Source organism: Dysgonomonas sp. 216 (genome assembly GCF_010501065.1).
Lineage (GTDB): Bacteria > Bacteroidota > Bacteroidia > Bacteroidales > Dysgonomonadaceae > QVMM01.
Genome location: NZ_QVMM01000002.1, coordinates 1 through 26,023, shown reverse-complemented (window position 1 = coordinate 26,023; position 26,023 = coordinate 1). Strand labels below are relative to the sequence as shown.

Below are 26,023 nucleotides of genomic sequence, written 5' to 3'. Positions count from 1 at the left end.
ATCTATTTTTTGTATTCGAAGTAATCAACGTCTACATAGCCATTTTCATTCTTTTCGTTATAAGTGAACATGCCTACTCTTGTTCCCCGATAGTCGTTCCATGTGAATTGGAAAGGTGTTCCTAATTCGATAAATGTTTTTCCATCAGTGCTATATGAAAATTTATTTATACCATCGAGCCCCCAAACGGAACGAAACCAGATATTTTTGGTACGTCCTATTTCGATGTTCTCTGATTTTCCATTCCCACTGAAAACGATATTCATACTTCCATTCGTCTCAGAAATTCCGATATAAGCCGAAGCTCTGGCAAAGTGGCATAGACCAGCAACTTGTCCGTCTTCCATTCCTTGCACATTCATTTTTAGGGTTACTTCACTATGTGAAGTTCTATATATGCGCTGTGTTAATATGTTCGGCGTTTTTCTTAAATTGTTGTTTTCCACAGGTTTTACAGCTCTCATCCTTAAATGCCCTTTTTTCTCTGAAAGTGACCACATCTCGTTACGCGGATAGTAGTTCCACTCCCAATTAGCATCAAGTTTTTTCGATTTAAAATCGTCGAAGAACGGTTTCTTTTTTTTATATTTCTTATTTAAAGGCATCTTGCCAGACCAGATCATATATCCCAGTCCATCGTCTCCTACCTTTCCCATTATAGGCCAATCGTTTATCCAAGTAACAGGTAAAAGACTTGCAATTCTTCCTTCCCAGTCGCCTCTTCCGTGATGTGTGAAAAAGTACCAATTTCCGTCAGGACCTTCAATGATGCCTCCTTGATTAGGTTCGTTTGACTCCTGGTTGTAAGCCATTAATTGTTTTTCTTCGCTCCATGTACCAGAGATATTCTTGGCACGTTTCCCCATTACAAATCGGATGCCATCTTCTACTTTGCTGTATATTAGATAATACCAGTCTTTTACTTTAATAAGTTTGCTAGCTTCACGTCTATCTCCCTCGTTTACAAGCACTGCGCTGTTTCTGTCTATCGAGCTACAATCGGGAGCCATTTTAAAAATATACGTGCGGTAACCTCCTTTGAAGTGTGTTCCGATGAAATATGCTTGTCCGTTTTCGTCCCATATCGCGGAGCAATCGTCCCAACCTCCCTCTGGAAGAATGTTAGTTAAAGGAGCCCACGGGCCTTCGGGTTTTTCCGCCCAAGTAGTGAAGAATCCTTCCTCGGGAGTTCCGAAAAGGACATAGAATTTTCCGTCGTTGTAGCGTATCGAACCTGCCCATATTCCTCTGCCGTAACGATTCATTCTGTCCCAATTCATTTCAGGACCTATTTGACGTATGTCTTCTACAGCATGGCCTATAATATTCCAATTGACAAGATCTTTAGAATGCACCACAGCCATTCCCGGAGAGTATTGGAATGTGGATGTTATAGCATAATAATCTTTTCCGACACGGATGCAGTCTAGGTCACTAAAATCGGCAGGAAGCACAGGATTCTGATACATCCCGTCTGGTTGTTCCCCCCATTTTTCCCACATGCCCCATTTTGATGGAGCTTGTGCAAACATATTTGTGGTGCACAGAAAGTGAATTGTAATAAAAAAAAGTACGATGCGATTTTTTTTCATGGTTAAAAGTTGTTTTATTATTTTATGATTTTTCATGGTTCGTGCCTTTCCGAGTTATATGTTTAATTATTACTTATATAATTGCAATCTGTATCTTGACAAGATACAAAATATTCGGAGGTTTTTCTGATTATAAACTGATACAAAAATAAAACAATTTGAACTTTTAAGTTATGGCTTATTGCTTCAAATAATAGGACGAAATGAGTCATTTGTGGCGAAGTTTTAATAGCCCCTGAATTTTCATTCACTTTTTTGTTTTGGGATTCTAATTTTCTGTTAGTTGTAAGTGTTCAAAATGTATTATGATTTGCTTCAAAACGGCCTAGTTGTGTTCAGATATATTTACGAAATTTACGAACCTGTAAATATATTATATCAATAACTAAAAAATTAGTACACATGAGAACATCTACAACTTTATTTTTACTGCTTTTTATGTTTTCGGCTCTGAATGCCCAAAACACAAAAAGTAGCATGGAAACCGAACCGATGGAAACGGGTATTTACGAGGGATCGTGGGAATCTTTAAAACAGTACGGAGAAGCTCCCGAATGGTTTCAGGATGCAAAATTCGGTATTTGGGCCCATTGGGGTCCACAATGTGAACCGGAAGACGGTGACTGGTATGCACGGGCTATGTATTTTCCGGGAAGTGGTCAATATAATACACATGTTTCGAAGTATGGGAATCCAAGTGTTTTCGGATTCAAAGATGTGATTAACGTTTGGAAAGCCGACAAATGGGATCCTGAGAAGTTAGTTGCCCTTTTCAAAAGGACCGGAGCGCAGTACTTTATGGCATTGGCTAATCATCACGACAATATGGACTTATGGGATAGCAAGTATCAGCCATGGAACTCGGTAAATATGGGTCCCAAACGGGATATATTGGGCGAGTGGGCTAAGGCTGCCAAGGACAACAAGTTGCCTTTCGGTATCAGTATTCATGCTTCGCATGCATGGACATGGTACGAAGGATCTCAGGACTTTGACGGCAATCTGACCAAAGAAGATGGTGCCGGAAAATGGTGGGAAGGCTATGATCCGCAGGATCTGTATGCACAGAATCATCCACGTAGCGAAGGAAGCAGCAATATCGGTAATATTCACAAACAATGGAATTGGGAAAAAGGTGCGGCTCAGCCTTCGGAAGAGTTTTGTAATAATGTTTACAACAGAACCATTGACGCTATAAACCGATACAATCCCGATGTAGTATATTTTGATGACACAGTATTGCCTTTTTATCCGATAAACAACGATATAGGTCCCCGTATTGCGGCACACGCATATAACAAAAGCCTGAAAGAAAATGGAAGTCAGAAGGCTGTTATCCTAGGTAAAGTTCTGAATGAAGATCAGAAAGAATGTATGGTTTGGGATATTGAACGGGCTATTCCCGACAAAATAGAGGAAAAGTATTGGCAAACATGTACATGTATAGGTACATGGCACTACCAAACATCTTTTTATGATGATAACCGGTATAAATCGGCAAAGACAGTGATTTATATGCTTGTTGACATAGTAAGTAAAAACGGAAACCTACTTTTAAGCGTGCCAATGAGAGGTAACGGAACCATAGATGATAAAGAAGAGGCTATTCTTAAAGGGATATCTGACTGGATGGACATAAACAAAGAAAGTATCTACGGAACAAGACCGTGGAAAGTATTTGGAGAAGGTCCGACTAACTCGGGGCCTATAAGAGATCAAGGGTTTAACGAAGGCTTAGTGTATACAAGCAAAGACATCCGATATGTGGAAAAAAATGATGTTCTGTATGCAACGGTACTAGGATGGCCCGATGACAGGAAAGTGACTTTGAAGAACTTAGGTACTTTCTCTCCTCATTATACAGGAAAAGTGAAAAAAGTAGAATTACTCGGCTACGGAAAAGTAAATATCGTTAGCCGTAATGAGGACGGATTAACAGTAAAGCTTCCGGCTAAGCAAACGAATGATATCGCCCCTGTTCTCAAAATATCTTTATAACTATTTTGTGATAACTGATATTGATGAATAATAAAAATTAGAAAATTACATGAAGAAATTTAATTTGACGTTATTGTTGATAGTATGTTTGGCTGTGCTTGGTCATGCCCAAGCTTATCAGAAAACCGATTTAGGAATAAAATCAATAGTAGATTCGACTGCAATTGAAATTCAGGTGTATAGCCCAACTACTATTCGGATAGTAAAATCGCTGAAAGAGGTTCCTTTTACGAAGGAAAGTTTATCTGTTATAAAAGAACCTCAAAAAACGGCTTTTTCTGTAAAGCAGGATGGCGATTTAATCATAGTAAAAACAGCAAAAATAGATGTTAGCCTGAATAAACAAAATGGTAAAGTTTCGTTTTTTTCGAAAAAGGCGGGAAATTTACTAAGCGAAGAATCTTCAGCTGTTTTTACAGACTTTAATGACGTCGGAAATAAAACCTACTCAGTTTCTCAAACTTTTAAACTGAATCAGGATGAAGATATTTACGGTTTAGGTCAGCATCAGCATGGTAAAATGTCTCAAAGAAATACCAAATTCAATATGGTGCAAAGTAATAAGGACGATTATGTTCCATTCTTTGTTTCGACAAAAGGGTACGGTTTATTTTGGGACAACTATTCTCCGACATTATTTGAAGATACGCCTGAAGCTACATTATTTAAATCAGAAGTAGGCGATTGTGTTGATTATTACTTTATGTTTGGCGAAAGCATGGATGGTTCAATAGCATGTATGCGCGATCTTACAGGTCAGGCTCCTATGTTTCCGCTATGGACATATGGTTTTTGGCAAAGTAAAGAAAGATATAAAAGCCAGAATGAAGTAGTAGGTGTGGTAAAAAAATACCGCGAATTAGGTGTACCGTTAGATGGCATTATTCAAGACTGGCAGTATTGGGATAGTAACTATTTATGGAATGCAATGGAGTTTCTTAGCCCTCAATATAGAGATCCTAAAAGAATGATAGAAAATATTCATAATATGAATGCTCATATTATCGTTTCTATATGGTCGTCATTTGGTTCAAAAACTAAACAGTTCCAAGAAATGGAGCCAAAAGGGATGCTTTTGGATTTTGGTACATGGCCACTATCGGGAATAGATGTATGGCCTCCCAGACGCGATTATTTATCGGGAGCAAAGGCCTATGATCCATTTAATCCTGAAGCTCGGGATATATACTGGAAGTATCTTAATAAAGGACTTTTTTCGTTGGGTATTGATGGCTGGTGGATGGACTCGACCGAACCAGATCACATGAATCCTAAACCTACTGATTTTGATAATAAAACATATCTTGGTTCACTTCGTAAAGTGCGAAATGCTTATCCTTTAATGACTGTTGGAGGTGTTTATGAAAACCAACGTAAAGCATCATCAGACAAGCGAGTATTTATTCTTACGCGTTCGGCATTTGCCGGTCAACAGCGTTATGGTGCAAATACTTGGACGGGTGATATAAATTCAACTTGGGATGCATTACGCAGACAGATTCCTGCAGGTCTGAATTTTACATTGAGTGCAATTCCTCACTGGAATAGCGATATAGGCGGATTTTTTGCCAATGCTTATAATAATACGGATGGTGATGGAACTGCTACTAAAAACCCATCGTATCAGGAACTGTATGTTCGCTGGATGCAGTTTGGTGCATTTTGCCCTATGATGCGTTCGCATGGAACGCAGATTTCAAGAGAAATTTATCATTTTGGAGAAAAAGGAGAACCTGTTTATGATGCAATTGTAAAGGCAATAGAACTTCGTTATTCGTTATTACCATACATCTATTCGACGTCATGGGAAGTAACCAATAAGCAAGGAAGTTTTATGCGTGCTTTAGCAATGGATTTTGACGATAAGAAGGTGCGAAACATGAACAATGAGTACATGTTTGGAACATCTATATTGGTAGCTCCCATTGTTAATGCCCAATATACTTCAGAGAAAGCCGTAAAATCGAACGAATACTCAGGTTGGGAAAAAACAAACTCAGAGGATGATCGTAAAACTCTACCAGCAGTAGATTTTACTCAACCCAAATCAACTAAAGTTTATCTGCCCGCTGGTACGGCATGGTTTAACTTTTGGACCGGTGAAAAAATTGATGGAGGTCAAGAGATAACCACCGAAACGAAAATAGACATGATTCCTTTATATGTAAAACAAGGAAGTATCATTCCGTTTGGTCCACAGGTTCAATTTGCTACTGAGAAAAATTGGGAAAGTCTTTTGATACGCGTATATCCTGGAGCAAACGGCGAATTTACGTTATATGAAGATGAAAACGATAATTATAATTACGAAAAAGGAGCTTATTCAACTATAACATTCAAATGGAACGACAAATCTAAAACATTGACTATCTCTGACAGGAAAGGTTCGTTCTCCGGTATGTTGAATAATCGCAAATTTAAAGTAGAACTTGCCGGAAAAGACAGCACATACAAGGATGTAGAATATAAAGGTAAAGCAACAAGCGTAAAATTAAATTCACAAACTCGTTAACTAATTTGTGTATTTTATGAAGGTTTGAGAACTTTCTAAGAGAAAAAACAAGAAAATGAAGCGATTGGGATTCAAAATCTCAATCGCTTTTTTTTTACTATATTCTCAACTTAGCACCATTTTCGGCATAACTCATATCGCCAACCGATAAAGTTTTAAAAATGCCATCTTCATATATAACTTTACTTACCGAAGCATTTAGCAGATGGTTTTTCTGTAGTTCTCTACCTCCCAAATTATGCAGCATAGCAGTAATACTCATACCATGAGCAACTAACAATATATTCAAGGGTTTTCCCTTAGCCGATTCTTTTTCGGCTACTAGCTTCAAACCAAGATGAGTACGGGTTTCTAGTTGTTCGAAAGTTTCGGCAATACCAAGTTTATCAAGTGAGCTTATTGCATTCAGAACATGCTCGCCCGATATTTCTTTTCGGAATATAGCTTCCGACATTTTTTCGGGAGAATTATAGTGTAAATAAATAGATGCATCTGTCCACATACGGGAATTTTCCCCCGATTCGTAACTGCCAAAACAGCACTCCCTAAACTCTTTCATTTCTGTTATAGGTAGTTCTGGCTGTCCTTTTTCGTCTAATAATATTTGAGCTGTTTGCCGGGTTCGTCTAAGATCGCTTGTATAAACAGCATCGAACTTAATTTTTCGAAACCCTGCGCCTAAATCCTTTGCCACAGCAACTCCTTCATCTGTTAATGGAGAATCGCACCAACCCTGTACACGCTCAAGTGTATTCATCAGAGTCTTTCCATGACGAACAATATAAAATGTAATAGTAGTTTTCATTCTTGATTTTGCTAGTACTTGTGCAAAGATACACTATGCTTGCGTTTTATTTACAAAACACATATAAAAAGAGAATAACGGATATACTCATTGATTTATATCAACCGGATCGCCTAAGAATTTAGGTTCTTTATCGAAAATAAAATCTACAAAAACTTTTACTCTCGCGAACTTTTCCCTTATGTTTGTTTTTCTCGAAGCCCGCCTGCTTCTCACATCTTCTGCATTATAGCCATAGGCTGTAAGCCCATAATGCTGTGCTAAGAAAATGGCTCTTTCGTTATGAAACTGCTGCGATACTATAATAAACGAACTTTGCCCAAATATCTTATTCATCCTGACAATAGAATCAAGGGTGCGAAATCCGGCATAATCAAGATAAATAATACTATCGGGAACTCCAACTCCGATAAGGGCAACGCGCATATCTTCCGGTTCGTTATAACTATGCTTTCCATTATCGCCACTTACAACAATGGCTTTCACTTTTCCTGCGTCATATAACTCTTTTGCAGCTTGTATTCTATTTATGAAATAAGGATTTACCGCTCCGTTTCTTAAATTTTTTGAAGCTCCGAGAACTAATGCTACTTTTTGCGAAGGAATATCCTCTATACTGTCAAAAATATATTCTCCTGTATCGTGAGGAATTTTCCAGTTGGCATACAACAATGCGGAAAGGACAATAACAGCCACTATGATTGTTACCACAATTATACGTATTGCAAGCTTAGGAAAAGTTTTTTTCATTCCGAATATGTAGATATCAAATTCTGTTGAGTACTGTCTTTATTAAATCTTCGATCGATCCTTTATAGTTCGCATTCGACTCACCGGCCAATCGGTTTGCAATAATGGTGCATATAGTCATTGCCTTATGCCCCATCAGCTTGCCTAAGCCGGCAAGGGGAGCACTTTCCATCTCGTAATTAGTAATAACATGTTCTCCGAACTTGAAAGACTCGATTTTGCTATTTAAATCAGGGTTGGCCAGTGGCAGCCTTACATAGCGTCCTTGTGGCCCGTAAAAACCGATAGCCGATATTGTTACACCTTTAATCATATCAAATCCTATCCTGTCAATCAACTCTTGGTTGGCACTCACAACATAGGGCGAGCAATGCAACGGCGACCAGTTAACATGCTTTTTGAATGCATCTTCAAAATCTTGTTCAGCAACAGTATTCCTGTCTGCATAGTAATTAAGTACACCGTCAAATCCTATCGACTTCTGGGCAACTACATACGATCCTATCGGACAATGAGGCTGAAGTCCTCCTGAAGTTCCAACCCTTACCATTGTCAGCTGTTTAAAATCTTTTTTTACCCGACGGGTAGCAAAATCGATGTTTGCCAAAGCATCCAGTTCTGTTATAACAATATCTATATTATCGGGGCCTATGCCGTGCGACAAGGCCGTAATTCGCTTACCTTTGTATGTTCCGGTAATGGTATGAAACTCCCTGCTTTGAATCTCGCACTCAATATTGTCGAAAAAAGACGCTGTAAGTTTAACTCGTTCAGGATCGCCCATCATTATTATCTTTTCCGATAACTGTTCGGGGCGAATATGTAAATGAAACACACTTCCATCATCATTAATAATCAGCTCTGAGCCGGGTATAGTTCTCATATATCAGTATTTGAAAAATTAAATTTATTTTAATTGTCGGAATACAAACTTACCCATAAAAGTATTACAAACCAGCCATTATTTCAATAAAAGCCCTCAAAATTATAGCGGAGAACGAAGATAATCCAACAATGAATATTATTATTTTTCGGATTATAATATTTAATTAAACTACCTTTGTTGCGATTTATAATAATATCGATAATATGCAAAAAGACATTGATTTACGCCTGAGCCCCCAACAAGCTTCGGATTTAGATACGATTAAAACTATTTTTTCTGCCGAAACGGGTATTCTGTACAAGGATATAGAATCGGTTCGCATTATTCGCCGTTCGATAGATGCACGGCAACGGAATATTATTGTAAACGTGAGGGTCAGAGGCTATATTAATGAACAAGAACCGCAAATTAAATATTCATCAATAGAATACCCCGATGTTAGCAACGCTAAACAAGTAATTGTGGTGGGGGCAGGTCCTGCCGGGTTATTCGCTGCTCTGCGTTTAATAGAACTGGGATTAAAACCAATAGTAGTTGAACGTGGTAAAAACGTACGTGAAAGGAAACACGATACAAGTATGATGAGTAAGGAGCATATTGTAAACCCCGAATCGAATTATTGTTTTGGAGAAGGAGGCGCAGGTGCTTTTTCTGACGGTAAGTTATATACCCGCAGCAAAAAAAGAGGGAATGTAGAAAAAATATTGAACGTGTTTTGCCAACATGGGGCTAATACGGATATTCTTGTGGATGCGCATCCTCATATAGGCACAGATAAACTGCCCGGGATTATTGAAAAAATGCGTATGCAAATAATAGCATCGGGAGGAGAAGTACATTTTAACACACGAATGGACTCTCTCGTTATCGACGATGGTAAAGTCAAAGGCATTACTACAAATACGCAACAAGAATTTGACGGAGCAGTAATTCTGGCCACAGGGCATTCGGCTCGCGATGTTTACCGTATGCTCCATAAACAAAATATACGTATCGAGGCAAAAGGCTTGGCAATAGGTGTACGTATAGAGCATCCTGCACATCTAATCGATCAAATTCAATATCACTCCGAAGAAGGAAGGGGTAAATATCTGCCTGCAGCCGAATATAGTTTTGTTGAGCAGGTTAACGGACGAGGTGTATATTCGTTTTGTATGTGTCCGGGAGGTATTATTGTACCTTCGGCCAGTGGAGAAGAACAAGTAGTTGTAAACGGCATGTCGCCGTCTAACCGAGGGTCTAAATGGTCAAATTCGGGGGTTGTGGTTGAGATTCACCCCGAAGATTTTCCCGAATATTCGGAATATGGCGAACTATCGTTACTCCACTTTCAGGAATATATCGAAAAACTAGCATGGATTCATGGAGGAAAAAGCCAGATTGCACCGGCACAGCGACTTTATGACTTTATAAATAATAAGAAAAGTTCAAATTTGCCACCAACATCATATACACCCGGAATAGTATCTTCCTCTTTACACGAATGGATGCCTCTATTTATATCGTCGCGTTTGCAGGAGGGCTTAAAAGCCGTAGGAAAGAAGAATAGGGGATATTTAACAAACGATGCATTAATTATAGGTGTCGAAAGCCGAACTTCATCGCCTGTCAGGGTTGTGCGCGAAAGAGAAAGCTTACAACACCCCGATATTGAAGGGCTTTATCCTTGTGGAGAAGGTGCAGGATATGCCGGAGGAATTGTTTCTGCTGCAATGGACGGAGAAAGATGTGCCGAAGCCTTAGCCTTCTGGCTACAAGCAAAGAGCTAAAAATAATTAGCCAATATAATACACGATAAAAAGCAAACAAGCATTACCAATATAAAAGAAATAATAACCCACATATAGGTTAAAACAAACGACTTACCCCATTTCTTTTTTGTGTTTTTTTTATACCACGGAGTAGACATATACCCCGGAGGAATTTGGTATTTACATTTTTTACTTTCATTTTTTGCACTACGCGAACAAGGACAATTGTTTTTGAATTTTCGGAAAAGTATAAGCCTTCGCCACGAAACCGATTTACCATTATAACAATGCTGGCACAATGTATTTTCGTTATAAGAAAATGGGTAATCGTATATGCATGACAGAGCAAGATTGCCTTCGATGTTAATACACCCTACCGATTGTATATCGTCTTTAATAAGAGGCTGGGATTTGGCAATATTGTTTTTGTAACGAAACGATAAATCGGGAATTAAACACAGTTTCCCTTTGGTATCAATATAAATCCATTCGTTATTTATCGAAACCAGAGCTTGCCCATTATTAAAATCCTTTGCATTATCGTATATGAAAGGTATAACAATGCTATTTTCTTTATCAATGTATCCAAACTTTTTATTAAAGCATACAGCGGCCAGACCTTCGCAAAAAGATGAAGCTTTTTCGTACAGAAAAGGTATAACAATTCTTCCTTGTCTGTTGATAAACCCATACTTATTATTATCCTTTAGAAGCAATAAGCCCTCTTTGTATCTGAAGCTTATGTTTGAGAAAAACGAACTGTTGGTTTGCATAGCTTTCCTCTTTTTAGTTTAACCGCAAATTATGAAATTGCAACCAGATAAATATAAAACATTTGGCACTGAAAAGGATAATAATATCCTCTTTTATTGCATAATATGGGTATTTAGTATCAGAAAAAGAAAAGATAGCTGTTGATGCTTCTTTTTTGTTCCTGTTTCCGAAAAAAGGAAAACTAGTAAAAGTGTTAAAAGTTAATCTGTTAAAGTAATTTGTTGATTCCGAAATTTAGATTTAATCGTTATTACAACTGCGAATAAGACATCGAAAAAGTATCGCCATCGGTAATATTACCCGTTTGTAAACCTTTTTTTAACCATCGGGCACGTTGTGCCGAAGTACCGTGATTGAACGAGTCGGGTACGGTATATCCTTGTGCTTCCATTTGTAAACGATCGTCCCCTATTTGTGAAGCGGCATTTAAACCTTCTTCAATATCGCCTTCCTCGATCGACTGAAAAATCTTATTGTCGTGATATGCCCACACACCTGCATAAAAATCGGCTTGCAATTCGAGACGAACATTCAACTGATTGCTTTCCGTTTTGCCTACTTGTCGTTGGCGGCGTTGTACTTGATCGAGTGTTCCTAGCAAATTCTGAACATGATGGCCTACCTCGTGTGCCACTACATAAGCATAAGCAAAATCGCCTCCGGCACTCAGTTGGTCTCTCATCTGGTTGAAGAAGGATAAATCAATATAAAGTGTTTTATCAACAGGGCAATAAAAAGGTCCGGTTGACGATGCGGCTGTACCACACCCCGATGTTGTACTTCCTGTAAACAGTACCATTTTTGGTGGCACATAAGTCATATTATTTTGCTCGAATATCTCCTTCCACACATCTTCTGTTCCTGCCAGTATTGTTTTAGAAAATGCCGCCGCTTCTTCTTCCTCGGGTGTGGGAGTATAAACCTGCTCGGTATTAGTTAAGCCTTCACTTGCCTGTTGAGACAGAAAACTCATAGGGTCGCCACCCATTATCCAAATAATTATAGCGCCTATAATCACTCCGCCTATTCCTAAAGATGTTTTGCCAGCCATTCTTCCTCGGCGATCATCTACATTATCACTCTGTCGTCTTCCGTCCAGTTTCATCGTATTTCTTTTTTTAATTGGTATTTCTTACTGCAAAAAAATATATACTTTTAAACATTCATATATTTTTTTTGTTCGTTTTCGATCACAATTTTCGAAAACGCTGAGCACGAATAAAATACCACACGCACATGAATATAGAAGAATTGAGAGAATATTGTATATCGATAAAAGGTGCGTCCGAAAGCACTCCGTTTTTGGATGACTCTGTTCTGGTGTTCAAAGTAATGGATAAAATGTTTGCTTACGTTGCCCTGAAACCGAAGGATGGAATTTTTAGAGTCAATATGAAATGTATCCCTGAGCGCTCGGCAGAACTGAGGGAACAATATCCAGGAGTGGAAAGGTGTGCCAATACACGTAGTCTGACGTGGAATTCTATTCAAATAGAAAGTGATATTCCTGACGGGCTTATAAAAGAACTGATTGACCACTCGGTGGCGGAAGTTATTAAAGCATTGCCGAAGAAAAAACAGGAGGAATATCATAATTTATGAAAAAAACAGACAACAGATAAAGTTGTCTGTTGTCTTTAGTTTTATATATGTTTTAAAACTTTCCCAACTTAAATATTTTTACGAGCTTTATATTAAACCATAGGGTTGTGAAACCAGGAATTGTAATATTATTTATGGAACCTCCGGTATATCCATAACCTAACTGATAAGGAATAACAATTTCTACTTCGTCTCCTTCTTTCATGTAATATAATGCTGTGCGCCACCCTTCGGGTACTCTTGCAACACCCATGCCTTTTACTACTGCGTTATTGTCTTCAGTCGATTCGAAAGTGATTTTTTCGCCCTCTTTGTCGAAATACCAGCCTATACAGCGATACGAAACGGAGTCGGTGAATAAAACTCGGTCGTCATCGTTAGCCGATGATTTTACATCAATATCATTGTCTGAAATAACAGATGATTTTTTCCATAAGATGTATCCGTCTTGAGTTTGGGAATTCCGGCGTTGGTACGAGCCTTCAGCCTCAGCTTCGCTAAATCTGTTTTCATTCAGTGCTTTCCATTCCTCATCTATTTCATAATCGTCGTCATCTCCAATACAGGATGTTGTTAGAAATAGTATGAAAAACATGCACAAAATCGGCAAGGCGAATATCTTTTTACTCATTGTTATTGATTTTCATTTTGTTCGGAGCAAAAATAAAGGTTTTAGACAGAAAACCTTTATAAAAAATGTGAATATTATCGTGTATTTCTACCTCTTTGTATTTTTTATAGCATTAAGGTTACGTTTTAGTCCTGAAAATTTGGCTCTTTTTATTGCTGAGTGTTTGAAAATCTGCTGGTAATCGGGTTCATCCATCAATTCCAGTTTCTCTGTAGTTAGTGATAAAAAGTCGGGGGAAGGTTCAAATTCATCAATATTATTAGGTGTTGCAAACCTGTTCCATGGGCATATTTGCTGGCATATGTCGCAACCATATAATCGATTATCCAGACAAGGAATTATAGAGATATCTATATCTCCTTTATTTTCTATTGTCTGATAAGAGATACACTTTTGGGAGTTGAGTATATAAGCTTGTTCAAAAGCTTGGGTAGGACAGCCCTGTTGACATTTATTACAACTACCGCACGAAATGTTTAATGGAGTATCGTACTCCAGTTCTATGTTAGATATGATTTCGCCAAGGAAAAAGTATGATCCCTTACCGGGTATAATAAGCAACGAGTTTTTCCCTATAAATCCTATTCCTGCTTTTGCGGCCCAATATCGTTCTAATACTGGTGCTGTATCGCAAAACATACGCCCTTCGAGAAGCGGATGCAAAGTTTTAATATAATCGAATAGCTGTTGTAATTTGTTTTTTACAACGTTGTGGTAATCTTTTCCATAAGCATAATATGCTATTTGAGGATTTGTTTGCGGTTGTTTTTGTTGCGGATAGTAGTTTAAAGCAACGCTTATAACCGATTGTGCTCCTTCGACAAGAAGAGTTGGATCGAGTCGCTTATCAAAATAGTTAGCAAGGTAATGCATTTCGGCATGATAACCTTTTTCTAACCAGCTTTTCACATGTTCTTTTTCAGTTTTGGCATCTTCGGCTTTCGCAAAGCCACAAGCATCAAATCCTAATGAAAAGGCGTATTCTTTTATATTCTCCGATATTGTTTTTCGGTTCATCTGAAAATGTCTGGAAGAAGAAGTTTATTTCTATTTACTTACCTAATAGGCCTTTGGTTACATTCTTTCTGAATTGTAATAACTTAATCCCTTTCGATGGGTTCAATGTTATTGTATAACCAATGCAAAGTATAACCGATGCTCCCCATTTGACGGCTTCGGAAAATAAACGTTTACGATACGATTTCTCCGATATGTTTTTGGTACGTATGCGTTCGCTTTTACCAATGGAGTAAGTTAATTCGTTAAAGAACTGTTCTGTTAGCTTTTCGGCAGGAATATGATGATATACAGGCATACCGGGCAAATAATAACAATCGATATTATTTTCGATAAGGCGCAGCATCATATCTTTGTCTTCGGCACCCATCAGTCCTTTTCCTTTACGTCCAAGATCGGTATTGTAATAGCCAAATCGTTCGAAAAGTTCTTTCTTTATAATTGTATGCCCTGTGCCGGGATAATTTTTTGCTTCCAGCTTTTTCACCTCGTTGCCTTCGTCGTAATAGCCTGTAACTAGCCGTAGGGTAAAATGAGAGAGCCATTTGGGCTTCTCGGTTTCATACACGGGAAGTACGGCTGTTCCGGCAAGAATAATCTGGGGAAAAGCGTTTAAATATCCATCAAACTTAGTCAGATAGTCGGAAGCGATTGTTTCATCGTCGTCAACAAATATTATAAACTCGCCTTTTGCTTCTTTAATGCCCCGATTACGGGCATAAGAAACACCCTGACTGGTTTCTTTTATGTAACGGATGTCAATGGCCGGGTATAAGGCAATCATTTTCAGACAAACAGCCTCGGTATTGTCTGTACTGTTGTTGTCTACAATGAGCAATTCGAATTGGTCTGCCTTAAAATCTAAAAGGCAGACCGATTCGATAGTTTTTCCTATATATTTTTCGCGGTTATACGAACAGATTACGAAGGAATACCTCATTTCTCAACGGAAGTTTCGTTTCCTTTTCTTTTTCCTACAAAGCTGTATACAATAGTTCCAAATAGCAGCAGAATAAGTAATCCGCTACTTATTTCCGATATCGTGCGGGAAGTATAGTATTGATGAGGCACAAACTTAAACTCAATGTTGTGCTCTCCTGCAGGAATACGCATAGCCCGTAAAACCCAGTCGGCTTGGATATGAGGAACAAGTTTTCCGTCAATATATGCTTCCCATCCATTAGCATAATAAATTTCGGAGAATATAGCTAACTGTTCCGATTTGGCGTTCGATTTGTAAACTACCCTGTCTGGTTTATACAGAGTCATTTCTATTGATGCTGTAGAGTCAGGAGTTATTGCTAAACCATTCAGATCTTGCTCGAAGCGTTTATTTATAACTGCTGTTTTTACTGGGTTTGTATGGTTTAATGCTGCAATTTCGTCATCTGCGGTATTAACAAATGTATAACCCGATACAAACCATGCGTTTCCAAAATGATATGGGTTTTCTAATGGTTGCTGATTCGGGCTAAGTATCACATATTTAGTGTTAAGCATATTTAGTGTTGGGGTTGCTTGGAATGTAGCGATAACACTATCGATATTCTGTGTTTGGAACGATGCTACTATCATTTGCATTTCGGGTAAAATGCGGTGTTCTATCAACTCCTGATAACGGCGCAATTTTGCAGCATGATATCCTCCAACAGCTTTGTGGTGGAAAGCTGTTGTGGCTTCGTTAAAGGCTGTTGTTAAATCGTTAGGGTTAGTCATATTCAGAACCCTATACGATGGCGACTTGTCTTGTAAGATATATTTATCGGCAGCCGATTCGGGAAATAATTGAACCGGGCGTTCTTTTTTTACAAAATTCGATTCGTTAAGAAATCGTTTATCAATCGTCCACAAATCGACTAGTACTAAAACAACAAGCAAAGATGTGAATATAATATTTGCTTTGGTTTTAGCCATTTTAGTACCGGCAGCAATCCATAATATAGCTGCAGCCAGCAGTATAAAAATAAGCGAACGTAATGCATCGGCAGTCAGCAAAGCTTCCCTGTCTTTAATCATAGCATCGAGCATCCATCCATAATGATTTGCTATTTGGAGTTCACTATCTTTTGTAAAGCTAAGGAACGAAGTAGGAATAAGCCATAATAAAAGGCAGAAAATACCGGTTACACCTGCCGACCAGTATAAGGCTGTGTGTAGTTTTTTCTTTTCTATAGTTCCGCTCAAATACTCTTTTACTCCCCAAATTGCAACAATAACCATTGTGAGAGAAGGAATGACCAAAGCCATAGAAACTGCCCTGAATTTGTTATAAAGAGGGAAATTATAGAACATCCAGTTATTCAGTATTTCGAAATGACGTCCCCACGACAGTGCTATAAAGAAAAGCGATATAGCAAGGAACATCCACTTCATTTTGCTTTTTATAACAATCATCCCCAGTATGAATAAAAAGCATACGATAGCACCAAAGTAAACAGTACCTTGAGTAAACGGTTGATCGCCCCAGTATTTCGACATAAAGCGCATCAGGCCGTTGGCTTCTGCCTCAGAAATGGTTTTGTTTTGATAATTTGTTATTAATGTTTTATAGCTTTCCGATTTTTCGTCGAACGGAGCAGATACTCCTCCATATAAATTAGGAATAAGTAATGTAAATGTTTCGGCTTTACCATAACTCCAACGAAAAGCGTACTCGATGTCTAAACCTGACGATTGTTTTTCTGTTTCGGAAGGTTGCGAAAGCTCCGATTGCCCGCGGATACTCTCTTCTGCCATCTCGTAGTTCGAGAAGAAATTTGCCGAATTGCTGATAGCCCCTAGCGCAACAGCCACTGTTAAAACGGCTGTGCCTATACCTAATCCTTTGAAATCTTTGTCTTTTATGGTTTTGTATAAGTAACCCAAGTATATAAATGCACAAGTAAGTCCTGTATAATAGGTTATCTGGAGGTGGTTGTTTTTTATTTGCAAGGCTAAGCCTATAGCCATAAGTAAGCCTCCAAGTAAATATTTTTTACGGAACATAACCAGCATTCCGGCCAAAATAAGCGGCATATAAGCTATAGCCCAGGCTTTGGTAACGTGCCCGGCTTCTATAATAACTATGTTGTATGACGATAACGAAAATGCAATGGCCCCCAGTGCGGACGGTAGAGCGCCAAAGCCTAAAACAAGAAACAACAAATAGGCCATGAGCATACCTGTGAATACTGGGCCTGAAGTTCCTGCTCCAAGATTTTTCAGGGGTTTTTCTATATAATCGAGTAAGTTAGGATTAGACCCCCATACGCCTATCTGGTAAGCAGGCATGCCCGAGAACATCGAGCCTGTCCAAACCGATGATTGCCCTTCTTTTGCATAGTATTCGCTCAATTCGTGAGACATACCCGTGAAGTGGTGTACATCGTTCTGTTTTACTACTTTACCCTGAAACTGAGGCGAAAAATATACCAATGTTATAACTAAAAAACAACACACTACCACTAAGTGGGTTAGTATATTTTTCGTAAGATTCTTTCTCTGACCTATCATAATTTATATAAATGTGATTTCTAATTTTTCTTTAATATGTATACAACCGAACTGCATTTTGTTATGCCCGAAAGGCTTTGCAAAAACAAAAAACCTCCTTTTATCAGTCCTACAAGGCTTGCGAGTATTGTCTTTTTATTTTTTTCGCTCAAAAGAGATATATAAAAAACATCAAAGTACATAGGCTTCATTTTTATTACACTAAAACCGTGTTTTTCGGCAAGCGTACGGAAGTCTTCGGGCGAAAAATGCCATAAATGGCGTGGCACATCGTATGCCGCCCAATATTTTTTATAGCAGTTTGCGTCTGCCGATTTTTTGTTAGGTAATGCTATTATCGCTGTTCCATCGGGTTTTAGTATCCGGCGAATAGCACTCATGGTTTCGTTTAGTTGTTCAACGTGTTCTAAAACATGCCACATCGAAACTGCATTTTTCGATTCTGCTGTTATGTTAAATAAATGTTCGGATTCGTGGAAGTTCATCCCGAATTTATCTTTTGCATATTCACGTGCCGATTCTTCTTTCTCTATACCTGTTACCGTCCATCCGCATTCTTTCATTCTATTCAGAAAGTAGCCCGTACCGGTACCTATGTCAAGAATTTCTCCTTTGGCGATTCCTGAATTTTTTATGACCAATTTCGACTTCGATTTAAGGGTAATTTTCCGGACAATATGGTATAATGTATTTATAAATCCTTTTTGCGTATCGCTATGCGATACATATTCGGGGGCATCGTAATAACGGCCTATCACATCTTCGGATGGAAAATTTTGGGTAAATGCAAATCCGCACTTATCGCATTCAAGAATCGTAAACTCCTCGCCCGACGCTAAATAATCTTTGTATTTTAGTTTATCTGTAAATTTATTATTTCCGCAAACGGGGCAGGTGTCGATATGTACGGTTGTCATTTATTATGGTTTATTTTTTGAAAACTCCACAAAAATAACAAATACTTTAAAGAAATACAGGACGTTATAAAAAATTATATGAATGAAAAAGCAACATAACGTAAATTGGTCGTATTGTTATGTTGCTTTCTTGTATCTAATAATTTAATCGAAAGTTTATTTAGCGTACATCTTTTCGCGCAATGCTTTAATATCTTCCGATGTAATATAATCGTCGTAATCCATCATTTTATCAATTGCTCCGTTCGGAGTTAATTCTATTATGCGGTTACATACGGTTTGGATAAACTCGTGGTCGTGCGAAGCCATCAATACATTTCCTTTTAAAACTTTCAGCGTATTGTTAAATGCTTGTATCGACTCCAGATCGAGGTGGTTTGTGGGCGAGTCTAATACCAAACAGTTAGCCTCTTTCATCATCATACGGGCAATCATGCAACGCATTTTTTCACCTCCCGACAATACCTTGGCATTTTTCAGAACTTCTTCTCCCGAGAATAACATTTTTCCAAGGAATCCCTTTATATATATTTCGCTGGTGTCGTCCGAAAACTGTGTCAGCCAATCTACCAGATTTACATCGTCCTTAAAGTAGTCGCTGTTGTCCAAAGGCAGATAAGCTGTGGTTATTGTTTGCCCCCAGCTGAAAGTTCCGCTATCGGGTTGGGCATAGTCGTTTATTATCTCGAAAAAGGCAGTCATTGCCCTCGGATCTTTCGAAAGAAACACAACCTTATCGTCTTTTTCTACATTGAAATTCACGTTGCTGAACAAGGTTTTTCCTTCGATTGAAGCACTTAGCCCCGAAACTTCGAGAATTTTATTTCCCGGTTCGCGCGAAGGTGTGAATATAATACCCGGATATCGGCGCGAAGAAGGTTTTATTTCTTCGATATTCAATTTCTCGAGCATTTTTTTACGGCTGGTAGTTTGCTTCGATTTGGCAACATTGGCGCTAAATCTGCGGATGAATTCTTCCAGTTCTTTTTTCTTCTCTTCAGCTTTTTTGTTTTGTTGCGCTTGCTGGCGCGATGCCAATTGGCTCGATTCGTACCAAAAAGTATAGTTTCCTGCAAAAAGGTTTATCTTTCCATAATCTATATCGATAATGTGTGTACAAACCGAATCGAGGAAGTGCCTGTCGTGCGAAACTACAAGAACAGTATTGTCAAAATTGGCAAGATAATTCTCTAACCACATAACAGTATCGATGTCAAGGTCATTGGTCGGCTCGTCCAATAATAGGTTATCTGGGTTTCCAAACAAGGCACGAGCCAGCAAAATACGTACTTTCTGCTTACCACTCATATTTCCCATCAACTGATAATGTAAATCTTCGGCAATACCTAATCCGCCAAGCAACATGGCGACATCGCTTTCGGCATTCCAGCCTTCAAGTTCGGCAAAGCGTTCTTCCAATTCCGAAGCTCTTATCCCGTCGGCATCAGAGAAGTCTTCTTTTGCGTATAATGCATCTTTTTCCTGCATTATGTTCCAAAGCACAGTGTGGCCTTGCAGAACTGTATTCATAACAGTCTGATCGTCAAAAGCGAAGTGATCTTGCGATAATACCGACATGCGCTCGTTTGGTCCCATGGAGAAGGAACCTTGAGTGGCATCTTTTTCTCCGCTCAATATTTTAAGGAATGTTGATTTTCCGGCACCATTGGCACCTATTATTCCGTAGCAGTTGCCATTTGTAAATTTTAGATTAACATCCTGAAACAAAACCCTTTTACCAAACTGAATACCTAAATTTGAAACTGTTATCATAATTATTATTTAATAAACAAAATGGTGAATAGTTGTTTTTACTATTCACCAATTATTATATGTAATTTATTTGAAATCTCAATGTTAGAATGCTTTTACCGCTATCGATTTCTTAATTTCGGGTTTGATAGTAAATTTCTTTGATTTTCCGTCTATCTTAGCTTCTATGATGATTGAGTTGCTTGAATTGCTTTGCGATACATAGGCATTGAAGTTGTAAAGGTACTGCATTGTTGCTGCATAAATTCCTTTCTTGAAAGCTTTTCTTACATCGCCATATTTATCATGTTTCCAATACATCGCATTGGGATAACCGTTAGCGTCGGTAAATTGGGTTGCCGGATTTCTTAGTTTCATTGTTTCAACAATAAAACGTTTGTATCCTTCCATTACGTCGTCTTTTGTGAAATTGAATTTACTACCATCTATTTTCTCGATAATAGCTCCGGGTTTTATACCTGCATTATAAGCCGGAGAATTTGGATCGACTTCTGTAATGGTTTTTAAGTCATCGAAATTATAATTTAATCCCGTATAATTATATTTCTTGAAGCTTACAGTATAACGCGCAAATGTTTTATCTACCGAATAGGGGAATTGCATCATAATAAGTGATGCATGAGTACGGATGTAATCCTCAAGAGAATAACTATCGTTGCTAAGATACTCCCTTACGTTTGCTTCCCATATAAGCGTTGGATTTTCGGGATCGATAAGTTTTTGCTCGTAAAACCTTATGCTAAAGTGAAGTTCGATACTACCTTCTTGTTCGGCATTTGAATCGTCGCCCGAAAAAATGGGTAATAAAACCATCTTTTCGGTTATAGGATCGTAACGCCATGTTTTTTTATTGGTCGAATTTCTTAGTTTCGGATTTGGTTGGTAGCTATAATCGGTTTGAACTAAGATATCGGGATTTTCATTGTCTAAAACCAAACCTTTTTCTAAAAGAGCACGCTCAATTTCTGCGTTTATATAACTGTCGACATCAGGAGCCCCCGATGTTTCCATGAAACTGAAGGTGTGATAGTCTGTATAGTCGACATCTTTATTGGCTGCTATTTTCAGGGGAAGCGTAAAAGATCTTTCTTGTGTGTCTTCTATACTGTACATCGAAAACGATGTAGCCAGTTCGTATTCGCCTATCGAATTAATTGAACGGCATTGACGAGGAAGTTCGTATTCTTTGAAATAGGTATTTAAATTCCGAATTGTAAGAATTGAATAGTCCGAGTCGGAATTAAATAACCACGAGGCTATTGTTTGATAGTTACGCAGGTAAGTGGCAGCGCCATTTATTTCCATAATAATATCGCCGGGTTGTATTCCTGCTCTTTTTGCCGGAGAGTTTGATTCTACCGACAATATAACGGGTTCGCCATACCCCCAGTTCGGGTTATTGCTTATTTCGAATGTGATTCCAAAATGACAAGTACGTTCAACCGACTGGGCTTTCATTCCCAAAACGGAGATTATAAGCAAAAGTGATGATAATAAAAGTTTCATTTATTGCAGTTTAAAGTTTTGCGCCTTAGTTTTATTTATTCAGTTGGCAAAGATACATTTTTATCTGTTAAATTCAAGATAAGACTTTAACGAAATGCAAACTTGCCGAATTTATTGAGCTATAAAACTTATAAACAAAGAGCCACAGGGAGTTATGTGGCGATAATTGTTTTGTTTATCTGTGTAAACCGGCAACAGGTATATTGTAGGGGCGAGAGTCAAAATTTATTTCAAATTAGGGGGGTATTTGTTCCTAAATTCAGAGCAGTGCTTTTAATCTCGATAAATTTCTATTTCTTTGTTTATAAGGTCTAAACCGAAGAATAAATACCTGGAAAATAGAAATAATGAAAACTAAATTACTAATCTTTTCAACAGTTCTGCTTTTAGCAGTTTCGATGAAAGTTTCATCACAGAATATTAATGTTAAAATTGATCCTCAAACCCAATATCAGCAGGTTGAGGGGTGGGGGGCGTCCCTTTGTTGGTGGGCCCATATGGTCGGTCGGTGGGACGACGACAAGATTGACGAAATTGTTGATTGGATAACCTCGCCCGATGGATTGAATATGAACATATTCCGATACAATATAGGTGGGGGCGACGATCCTTCGCATTACACAACCGGGGATGAAGAAGGTCATATGGTGTCGGGAAAAGGAGTACGGGCCGAAATGGAGGGGTTTAAGCCATCGGAAACAGCAGCTTATGATTGGACTGCCGACGCCGGACAAAGAAAAATAATGCTGAAAATTAAAGAAAAGCGCCCCGATGCTATATTTGAGGCTTTTTCTAATTCTCCTCCTTATTGGATGACATATAGCGGATGTTCGGCAGGAAATAATCCGGCTGGAATAGATAACCTGAAACCCGAATATTACGATGCTTTTTGCGACTATTTAATTGATGTTTGTAAACACTATAAAGATGAATATGGCATAGAATTTAAAACTTTAGAGCCTTTTAACGAACCCCTAACTAGTTATTGGGGTTATCTTGGAGGGCAGGAGGGGTGTCATTTCGGAGCTTCTTCGCAAATATCACTGATAAAAAAGCTATACCCCAAATTACAGGCATCGGGGCTGAATACAGTAATATCGGCATCGGACGAAACCAGTCTTAGCGATTTTATTACAGCACTGAATGCTTATATCTCTGACGGGAACACATTGCCTTTAATCGGACAAATAAATACACATTCCTACTCAGGATCTAATGCCGAAAGAGCCAGTATATTAAGACTATCGGAGAGGGTAGACAAAACTTTATGGCAGTCCGAGACAGGGCCGTCCGGGTTCAGTTCTTCGGGCATTGCAAATAATATTGATTTGGCTCAGCGTTTGTTTGACGATATGCGACTTATGCGCCCTTCGGCTTGGCTCGATTGGCAATTGATGGAGGAATGGAACGATACTTGGTGCCAGATACGTTGTAATTTTGCTGAACAGACTTATTATAGGGTGAAGAATTTTTACATACGCATGCAGGTTACCCGTTTTGTTAAGCAAGGCTACACAATAATAAAAACAAACAACGAAAATGTTCTTGCTGCCGTTAATCCGCAAAGAGACGAACTTGTGCTTTGTTTTATAAACAATACCGATGGAAATCGAACGTTTGCTTGCGATCTTTCGGCGTTTAATGCTATTGGCGAAAAAGCTGTTGTTTACCTGACAAATTCAATAAGGAATTGTCAGAAACAGTTAGATAAAAAAATCGATTCGGAAGTTATAGATGTGAGTACCACAAGGCAGTCGGTTACCACCTTGATTATTCCTGTTCTGTTTGCCGATAAACAAATGTTCGACATCCTTAGCGAAATTACATTTGAGGACAATAATGCCAATGGGTTCAGAAGTAATACTGCGTTTTTTTCGGTTGAAGATAATATGAAAAATGAAGCGCTTAATAACAGCGGAAAGAACCTTGCAGTACAAATAATGGATGGCGACAGCATAATATATAATTTGAATAATACATTACTTACATCCGAAAAGTTCCGCTATCTGCATGTTATGACATATACCGGTATGGATGCTAATTCGGTAGCGAATGGCAATCTGCCTGATGATGTTGTTGTTTTAAATGCAGGCAGCGAATGGAAGGATGTAGTTATTGACCTGAAATCAGGAACGTTTATAGATTCTCTTATTTTTATGTCTTCTCATAATCAGGTATCTCTGTGTCTCGATAATATAGTTATTAATAACAATCCTGATCCGAGAGAAATTACAGAGGAAAGTTCGGTAATAGATTTTGAATCGGATAATTACCGTGCAGAGATGCTAACCAATAATAATGTAATATACAAAATAGAGCCGAACGACGATAAGACGGGGTTAAATGTTTTAGGTAATGCGTTGTCGTTTTTGGTTCCCACTTCCGGATCGTTAGCAACTACTGATACTGTGGCGATAAAACTTTCTTCGCCTCTGAAAATAACCGATAATACTCGTTACCTCCATGTAATGATAAAGCATGCCGAAGGAACAAAGGCGAATATATCGGTTGGTGATATATCGGCAGACAAAATATTCGGAACAAATTCGTGGCGCGATTTAGTTGTGGATATGGAGGCTTATATAGGGAATATTGTATATGAAGTGAAGATATCTCCGTATGCAACATCTAAACTTAATACTAAAGTATGGGTCGATAATATTTATTTCGATAGTAACAGCACTGCTAAAACATATACATTCGAAGCTCCTGAAATTAATGTTCCGTATGCGATTGTTAGCCGTAACAGTGAGAATGCCCTTGCCCAAAGCGACAATCTGCTTATTCAATCTACTTATTCGTCAGATTATAATAATAGCGATCAGCAATGGATATTTGCAAAAGCCGGCGATTATTATACAATTTCTAATAAAAATACCGGTAATTTGATTTCGGATAACGATGAATATTACGCCGAAATAAAGGAAGCCTCGGGCGACTTATTGGGACAAACATTCTTGGTTGAGCATACCGATAACGGATATGCCAAAATTACATCTACTAGAACTAATAAAGCGTTGGATGTTGATAACGCAAGCACAAGCTCGGGTGCTAAAATAGGTTTTTGGGCATTTAAATGGTCAGGTAATTACAATCAGCAATGGGCATTAATAAAACTGACAGATGGGGGAGGGACAAGTATCGATAATGAGATGGTTGATACAAATGCGCCTACATTGTATAGCGGGAAGGGTGTTTTATGCCTAACTAACTTGCCAGATAAAGGAAGCTATATTGTTTATTCGGTTAACGGAATGTTGATGAAACAGGGTGTATGTAAGAGCGATTCCGAAACTGTTTATTTGCCAAGTGGCGTTTACATTGTAAAGGTTATAGATTCGGGTAAGCAATATAACATGAAAGGTGTTGTCAGGTAATATTTCAATACGTATTTATCTATTTAATGAGATGTGTTAGAGATTGATAAATACTACACAAATGCTATAAAACTAAAAATAAAGAAAGTTGTCAGGTATGTCAGTTTTTTTTATTATATGCATTTTATGGCATTGTAAGTTGCATGTAATTCTATATTGATAGAATAAATATATAGCAAGTGTTCTTTAAAATTATACTTATTAATTAACTGTTGTTACTGCGCGTGATCGAAGATCACTTGCATTCCTTTTGCCCTATGCCGCAAAAGGAATCAAAAAGGCATTTTGCGTCTGTACCTTCTTGGGGACAGCATTGCAGCCGTAAAGGCTAAATTAAAAATAACTCGCAGCTAAAGCTGCTCAAACAGCTTTTAATTTTTAACGCCTTTGCCGCCTGCATGCCTTGTCCGTCGAAGCTAAGGCCGCTCTCAGACAATGCATCGCAAAAAGGACCGACCTCGCCGTATGTGCGGGGTACCCGCTTAGCGAAGTGAACGCCCGGAACAAAAAGCTGTTTGAGCATAGCCTGACTTAAAAGTCAGCACAATCTTTTGTGCGAGTTATTTTTTGTTCAGTGAACAAGCTAAATGGCGGGTCGCACAGCAGGCGCAGTCTTGATTTTTTGGTTCGTTTTGCATCA

General features: G+C 38.4%; 18 protein-coding genes. 5 read left to right on the top strand and 13 right to left on the bottom strand.

Annotated features, from left to right (window positions below):
* Nucleotides 1-2: 2 nt before the first annotated feature.
* Nucleotides 3-1,592 (bottom strand): glycoside hydrolase 43 family protein, encoded by a 1,590-nt coding sequence (locus tag D0T53_RS01730; protein WP_255489367.1) that lies wholly within the window; start codon nucleotides 1,590-1,592, stop codon nucleotides 3-5.
* Between the two features lie 402 nt (nucleotides 1,593-1,994).
* Here D0T53_RS01730 and D0T53_RS01725 point away from each other — a divergent pair, with 402 nt between their 5' ends.
* Both D0T53_RS01725 and D0T53_RS01720 read left to right on the top strand, forming a co-directional pair.
* A complete protein-coding gene (locus D0T53_RS01725; RefSeq protein WP_163264450.1) occupies nucleotides 1,995-3,590 on the top strand; it encodes an alpha-L-fucosidase in 1,596 nt (531 codons plus the stop codon).
* 49 nt (nucleotides 3,591-3,639) lie between these two features.
* Nucleotides 3,640-6,102: a TIM-barrel domain-containing protein gene (locus D0T53_RS01720; protein WP_163264448.1), complete on the top strand. Its 2,463-nt coding sequence runs from the start codon at nucleotides 3,640-3,642 to the stop codon at nucleotides 6,100-6,102.
* Between the two features lie 97 nt (nucleotides 6,103-6,199).
* On the opposite strand, the gene D0T53_RS01715 is transcribed toward D0T53_RS01720, so the two are convergent.
* From D0T53_RS01715 to D0T53_RS01705, 3 genes are all read right to left on the bottom strand, one after another.
* Nucleotides 6,200-6,907, bottom strand: coding sequence for a histidine phosphatase family protein (locus tag D0T53_RS01715; RefSeq protein WP_163264446.1), 708 nt, complete (start codon nucleotides 6,905-6,907; stop codon nucleotides 6,200-6,202).
* A gap of 87 nt (nucleotides 6,908-6,994) precedes the next feature.
* Nucleotides 6,995-7,657, bottom strand: coding sequence for a vancomycin high temperature exclusion protein (locus tag D0T53_RS01710; protein ID WP_163264444.1), 663 nt, complete (start codon nucleotides 7,655-7,657; stop codon nucleotides 6,995-6,997).
* 16 nt (nucleotides 7,658-7,673) lie between these two features.
* Nucleotides 7,674-8,540: a nucleoside phosphorylase gene (locus tag D0T53_RS01705; RefSeq protein ID WP_163264442.1), complete on the bottom strand. Its 867-nt coding sequence runs from the start codon at nucleotides 8,538-8,540 to the stop codon at nucleotides 7,674-7,676.
* Nucleotides 8,541-8,746: 206 nt separating this feature from the next.
* Here D0T53_RS01705 and D0T53_RS01700 point away from each other — a divergent pair, with 206 nt between their 5' ends.
* The gene (locus D0T53_RS01700) at nucleotides 8,747-10,312 is read left to right on the top strand and encodes an NAD(P)/FAD-dependent oxidoreductase (protein ID WP_163264440.1); all 1,566 of its coding nucleotides are present in this window, start codon (nucleotides 8,747-8,749) and stop codon (nucleotides 10,310-10,312) included.
* On the opposite strand, the gene D0T53_RS01695 is transcribed toward D0T53_RS01700, so the two are convergent.
* Together D0T53_RS01695 and D0T53_RS01690 are read right to left on the bottom strand one after the other, a co-directional pair.
* Nucleotides 10,309-11,067 (bottom strand): WG repeat-containing protein, encoded by a 759-nt coding sequence (locus tag D0T53_RS01695; protein ID WP_163264438.1) that lies wholly within the window; start codon nucleotides 11,065-11,067, stop codon nucleotides 10,309-10,311. The genes D0T53_RS01700 and D0T53_RS01695 overlap by 4 nt on opposite strands.
* 251 nt (nucleotides 11,068-11,318) lie before the next feature.
* Nucleotides 11,319-12,173, bottom strand: a complete 855-nt coding sequence (locus D0T53_RS01690) for a neutral zinc metallopeptidase (RefSeq protein ID WP_163264436.1) — start codon at nucleotides 12,171-12,173, stop codon at nucleotides 11,319-11,321.
* A gap of 131 nt (nucleotides 12,174-12,304) precedes the next feature.
* Here D0T53_RS01690 and D0T53_RS01685 point away from each other — a divergent pair, with 131 nt between their 5' ends.
* Nucleotides 12,305-12,670, top strand: a complete 366-nt coding sequence (locus D0T53_RS01685) for an MmcQ/YjbR family DNA-binding protein (protein ID WP_163264434.1) — start codon at nucleotides 12,305-12,307, stop codon at nucleotides 12,668-12,670.
* A 52-nt stretch (nucleotides 12,671-12,722) separates the two neighbouring features.
* Here D0T53_RS01685 and D0T53_RS01680 read toward each other — a convergent pair whose 3' ends face one another.
* From D0T53_RS01680 to D0T53_RS01650, 7 genes are all read right to left on the bottom strand, one after another.
* On the bottom strand, nucleotides 12,723-13,301 hold the full coding sequence (locus D0T53_RS01680; protein ID WP_163264432.1) for an FKBP-type peptidyl-prolyl cis-trans isomerase: 579 nt from the start codon (nucleotides 13,299-13,301) through the stop codon (nucleotides 12,723-12,725).
* Nucleotides 13,302-13,388: 87 nt separating this feature from the next.
* Nucleotides 13,389-14,318, bottom strand: a complete 930-nt coding sequence (gene queG / locus D0T53_RS01675; RefSeq protein WP_163264430.1) for a tRNA epoxyqueuosine(34) reductase QueG — start codon at nucleotides 14,316-14,318, stop codon at nucleotides 13,389-13,391.
* Nucleotides 14,319-14,352: 34 nt separating this feature from the next.
* Nucleotides 14,353-15,258 carry a glycosyltransferase family 2 protein gene (locus D0T53_RS01670; RefSeq protein WP_163264428.1) on the bottom strand — a complete coding sequence of 302 codons (906 nt, stop codon included), beginning with the start codon at nucleotides 15,256-15,258 and terminating at the stop codon, nucleotides 14,353-14,355.
* A complete protein-coding gene (locus tag D0T53_RS01665; protein WP_163264426.1) occupies nucleotides 15,255-17,810 on the bottom strand; it encodes a YfhO family protein in 2,556 nt (851 codons plus the stop codon). The genes D0T53_RS01670 and D0T53_RS01665 overlap by 4 nt, the downstream gene beginning before the upstream one ends.
* 20 nt (nucleotides 17,811-17,830) lie before the next feature.
* On the bottom strand, nucleotides 17,831-18,727 hold the full coding sequence (locus D0T53_RS01660; RefSeq protein ID WP_163264424.1) for a class I SAM-dependent methyltransferase: 897 nt from the start codon (nucleotides 18,725-18,727) through the stop codon (nucleotides 17,831-17,833).
* 156 nt (nucleotides 18,728-18,883) lie between these two features.
* Complete coding sequence (locus tag D0T53_RS01655) at nucleotides 18,884-20,500, bottom strand: ABC-F family ATP-binding cassette domain-containing protein (RefSeq protein WP_163264422.1); 1,617 nt, start codon at nucleotides 20,498-20,500, stop codon at nucleotides 18,884-18,886.
* Between the two features lie 84 nt (nucleotides 20,501-20,584).
* Complete coding sequence (locus tag D0T53_RS01650; RefSeq protein WP_163264420.1) at nucleotides 20,585-22,006, bottom strand: PDZ domain-containing protein; 1,422 nt, start codon at nucleotides 22,004-22,006, stop codon at nucleotides 20,585-20,587.
* 347 nt (nucleotides 22,007-22,353) lie between these two features.
* On the opposite strand from D0T53_RS01650, the gene D0T53_RS01645 reads away from it, so the two are divergent.
* Nucleotides 22,354-25,383 carry a glycoside hydrolase gene (locus tag D0T53_RS01645; RefSeq protein ID WP_163264418.1) on the top strand — a complete coding sequence of 1,010 codons (3,030 nt, stop codon included), beginning with the start codon at nucleotides 22,354-22,356 and terminating at the stop codon, nucleotides 25,381-25,383.
* Nucleotides 25,384-26,023 lie beyond the last annotated feature (640 nt).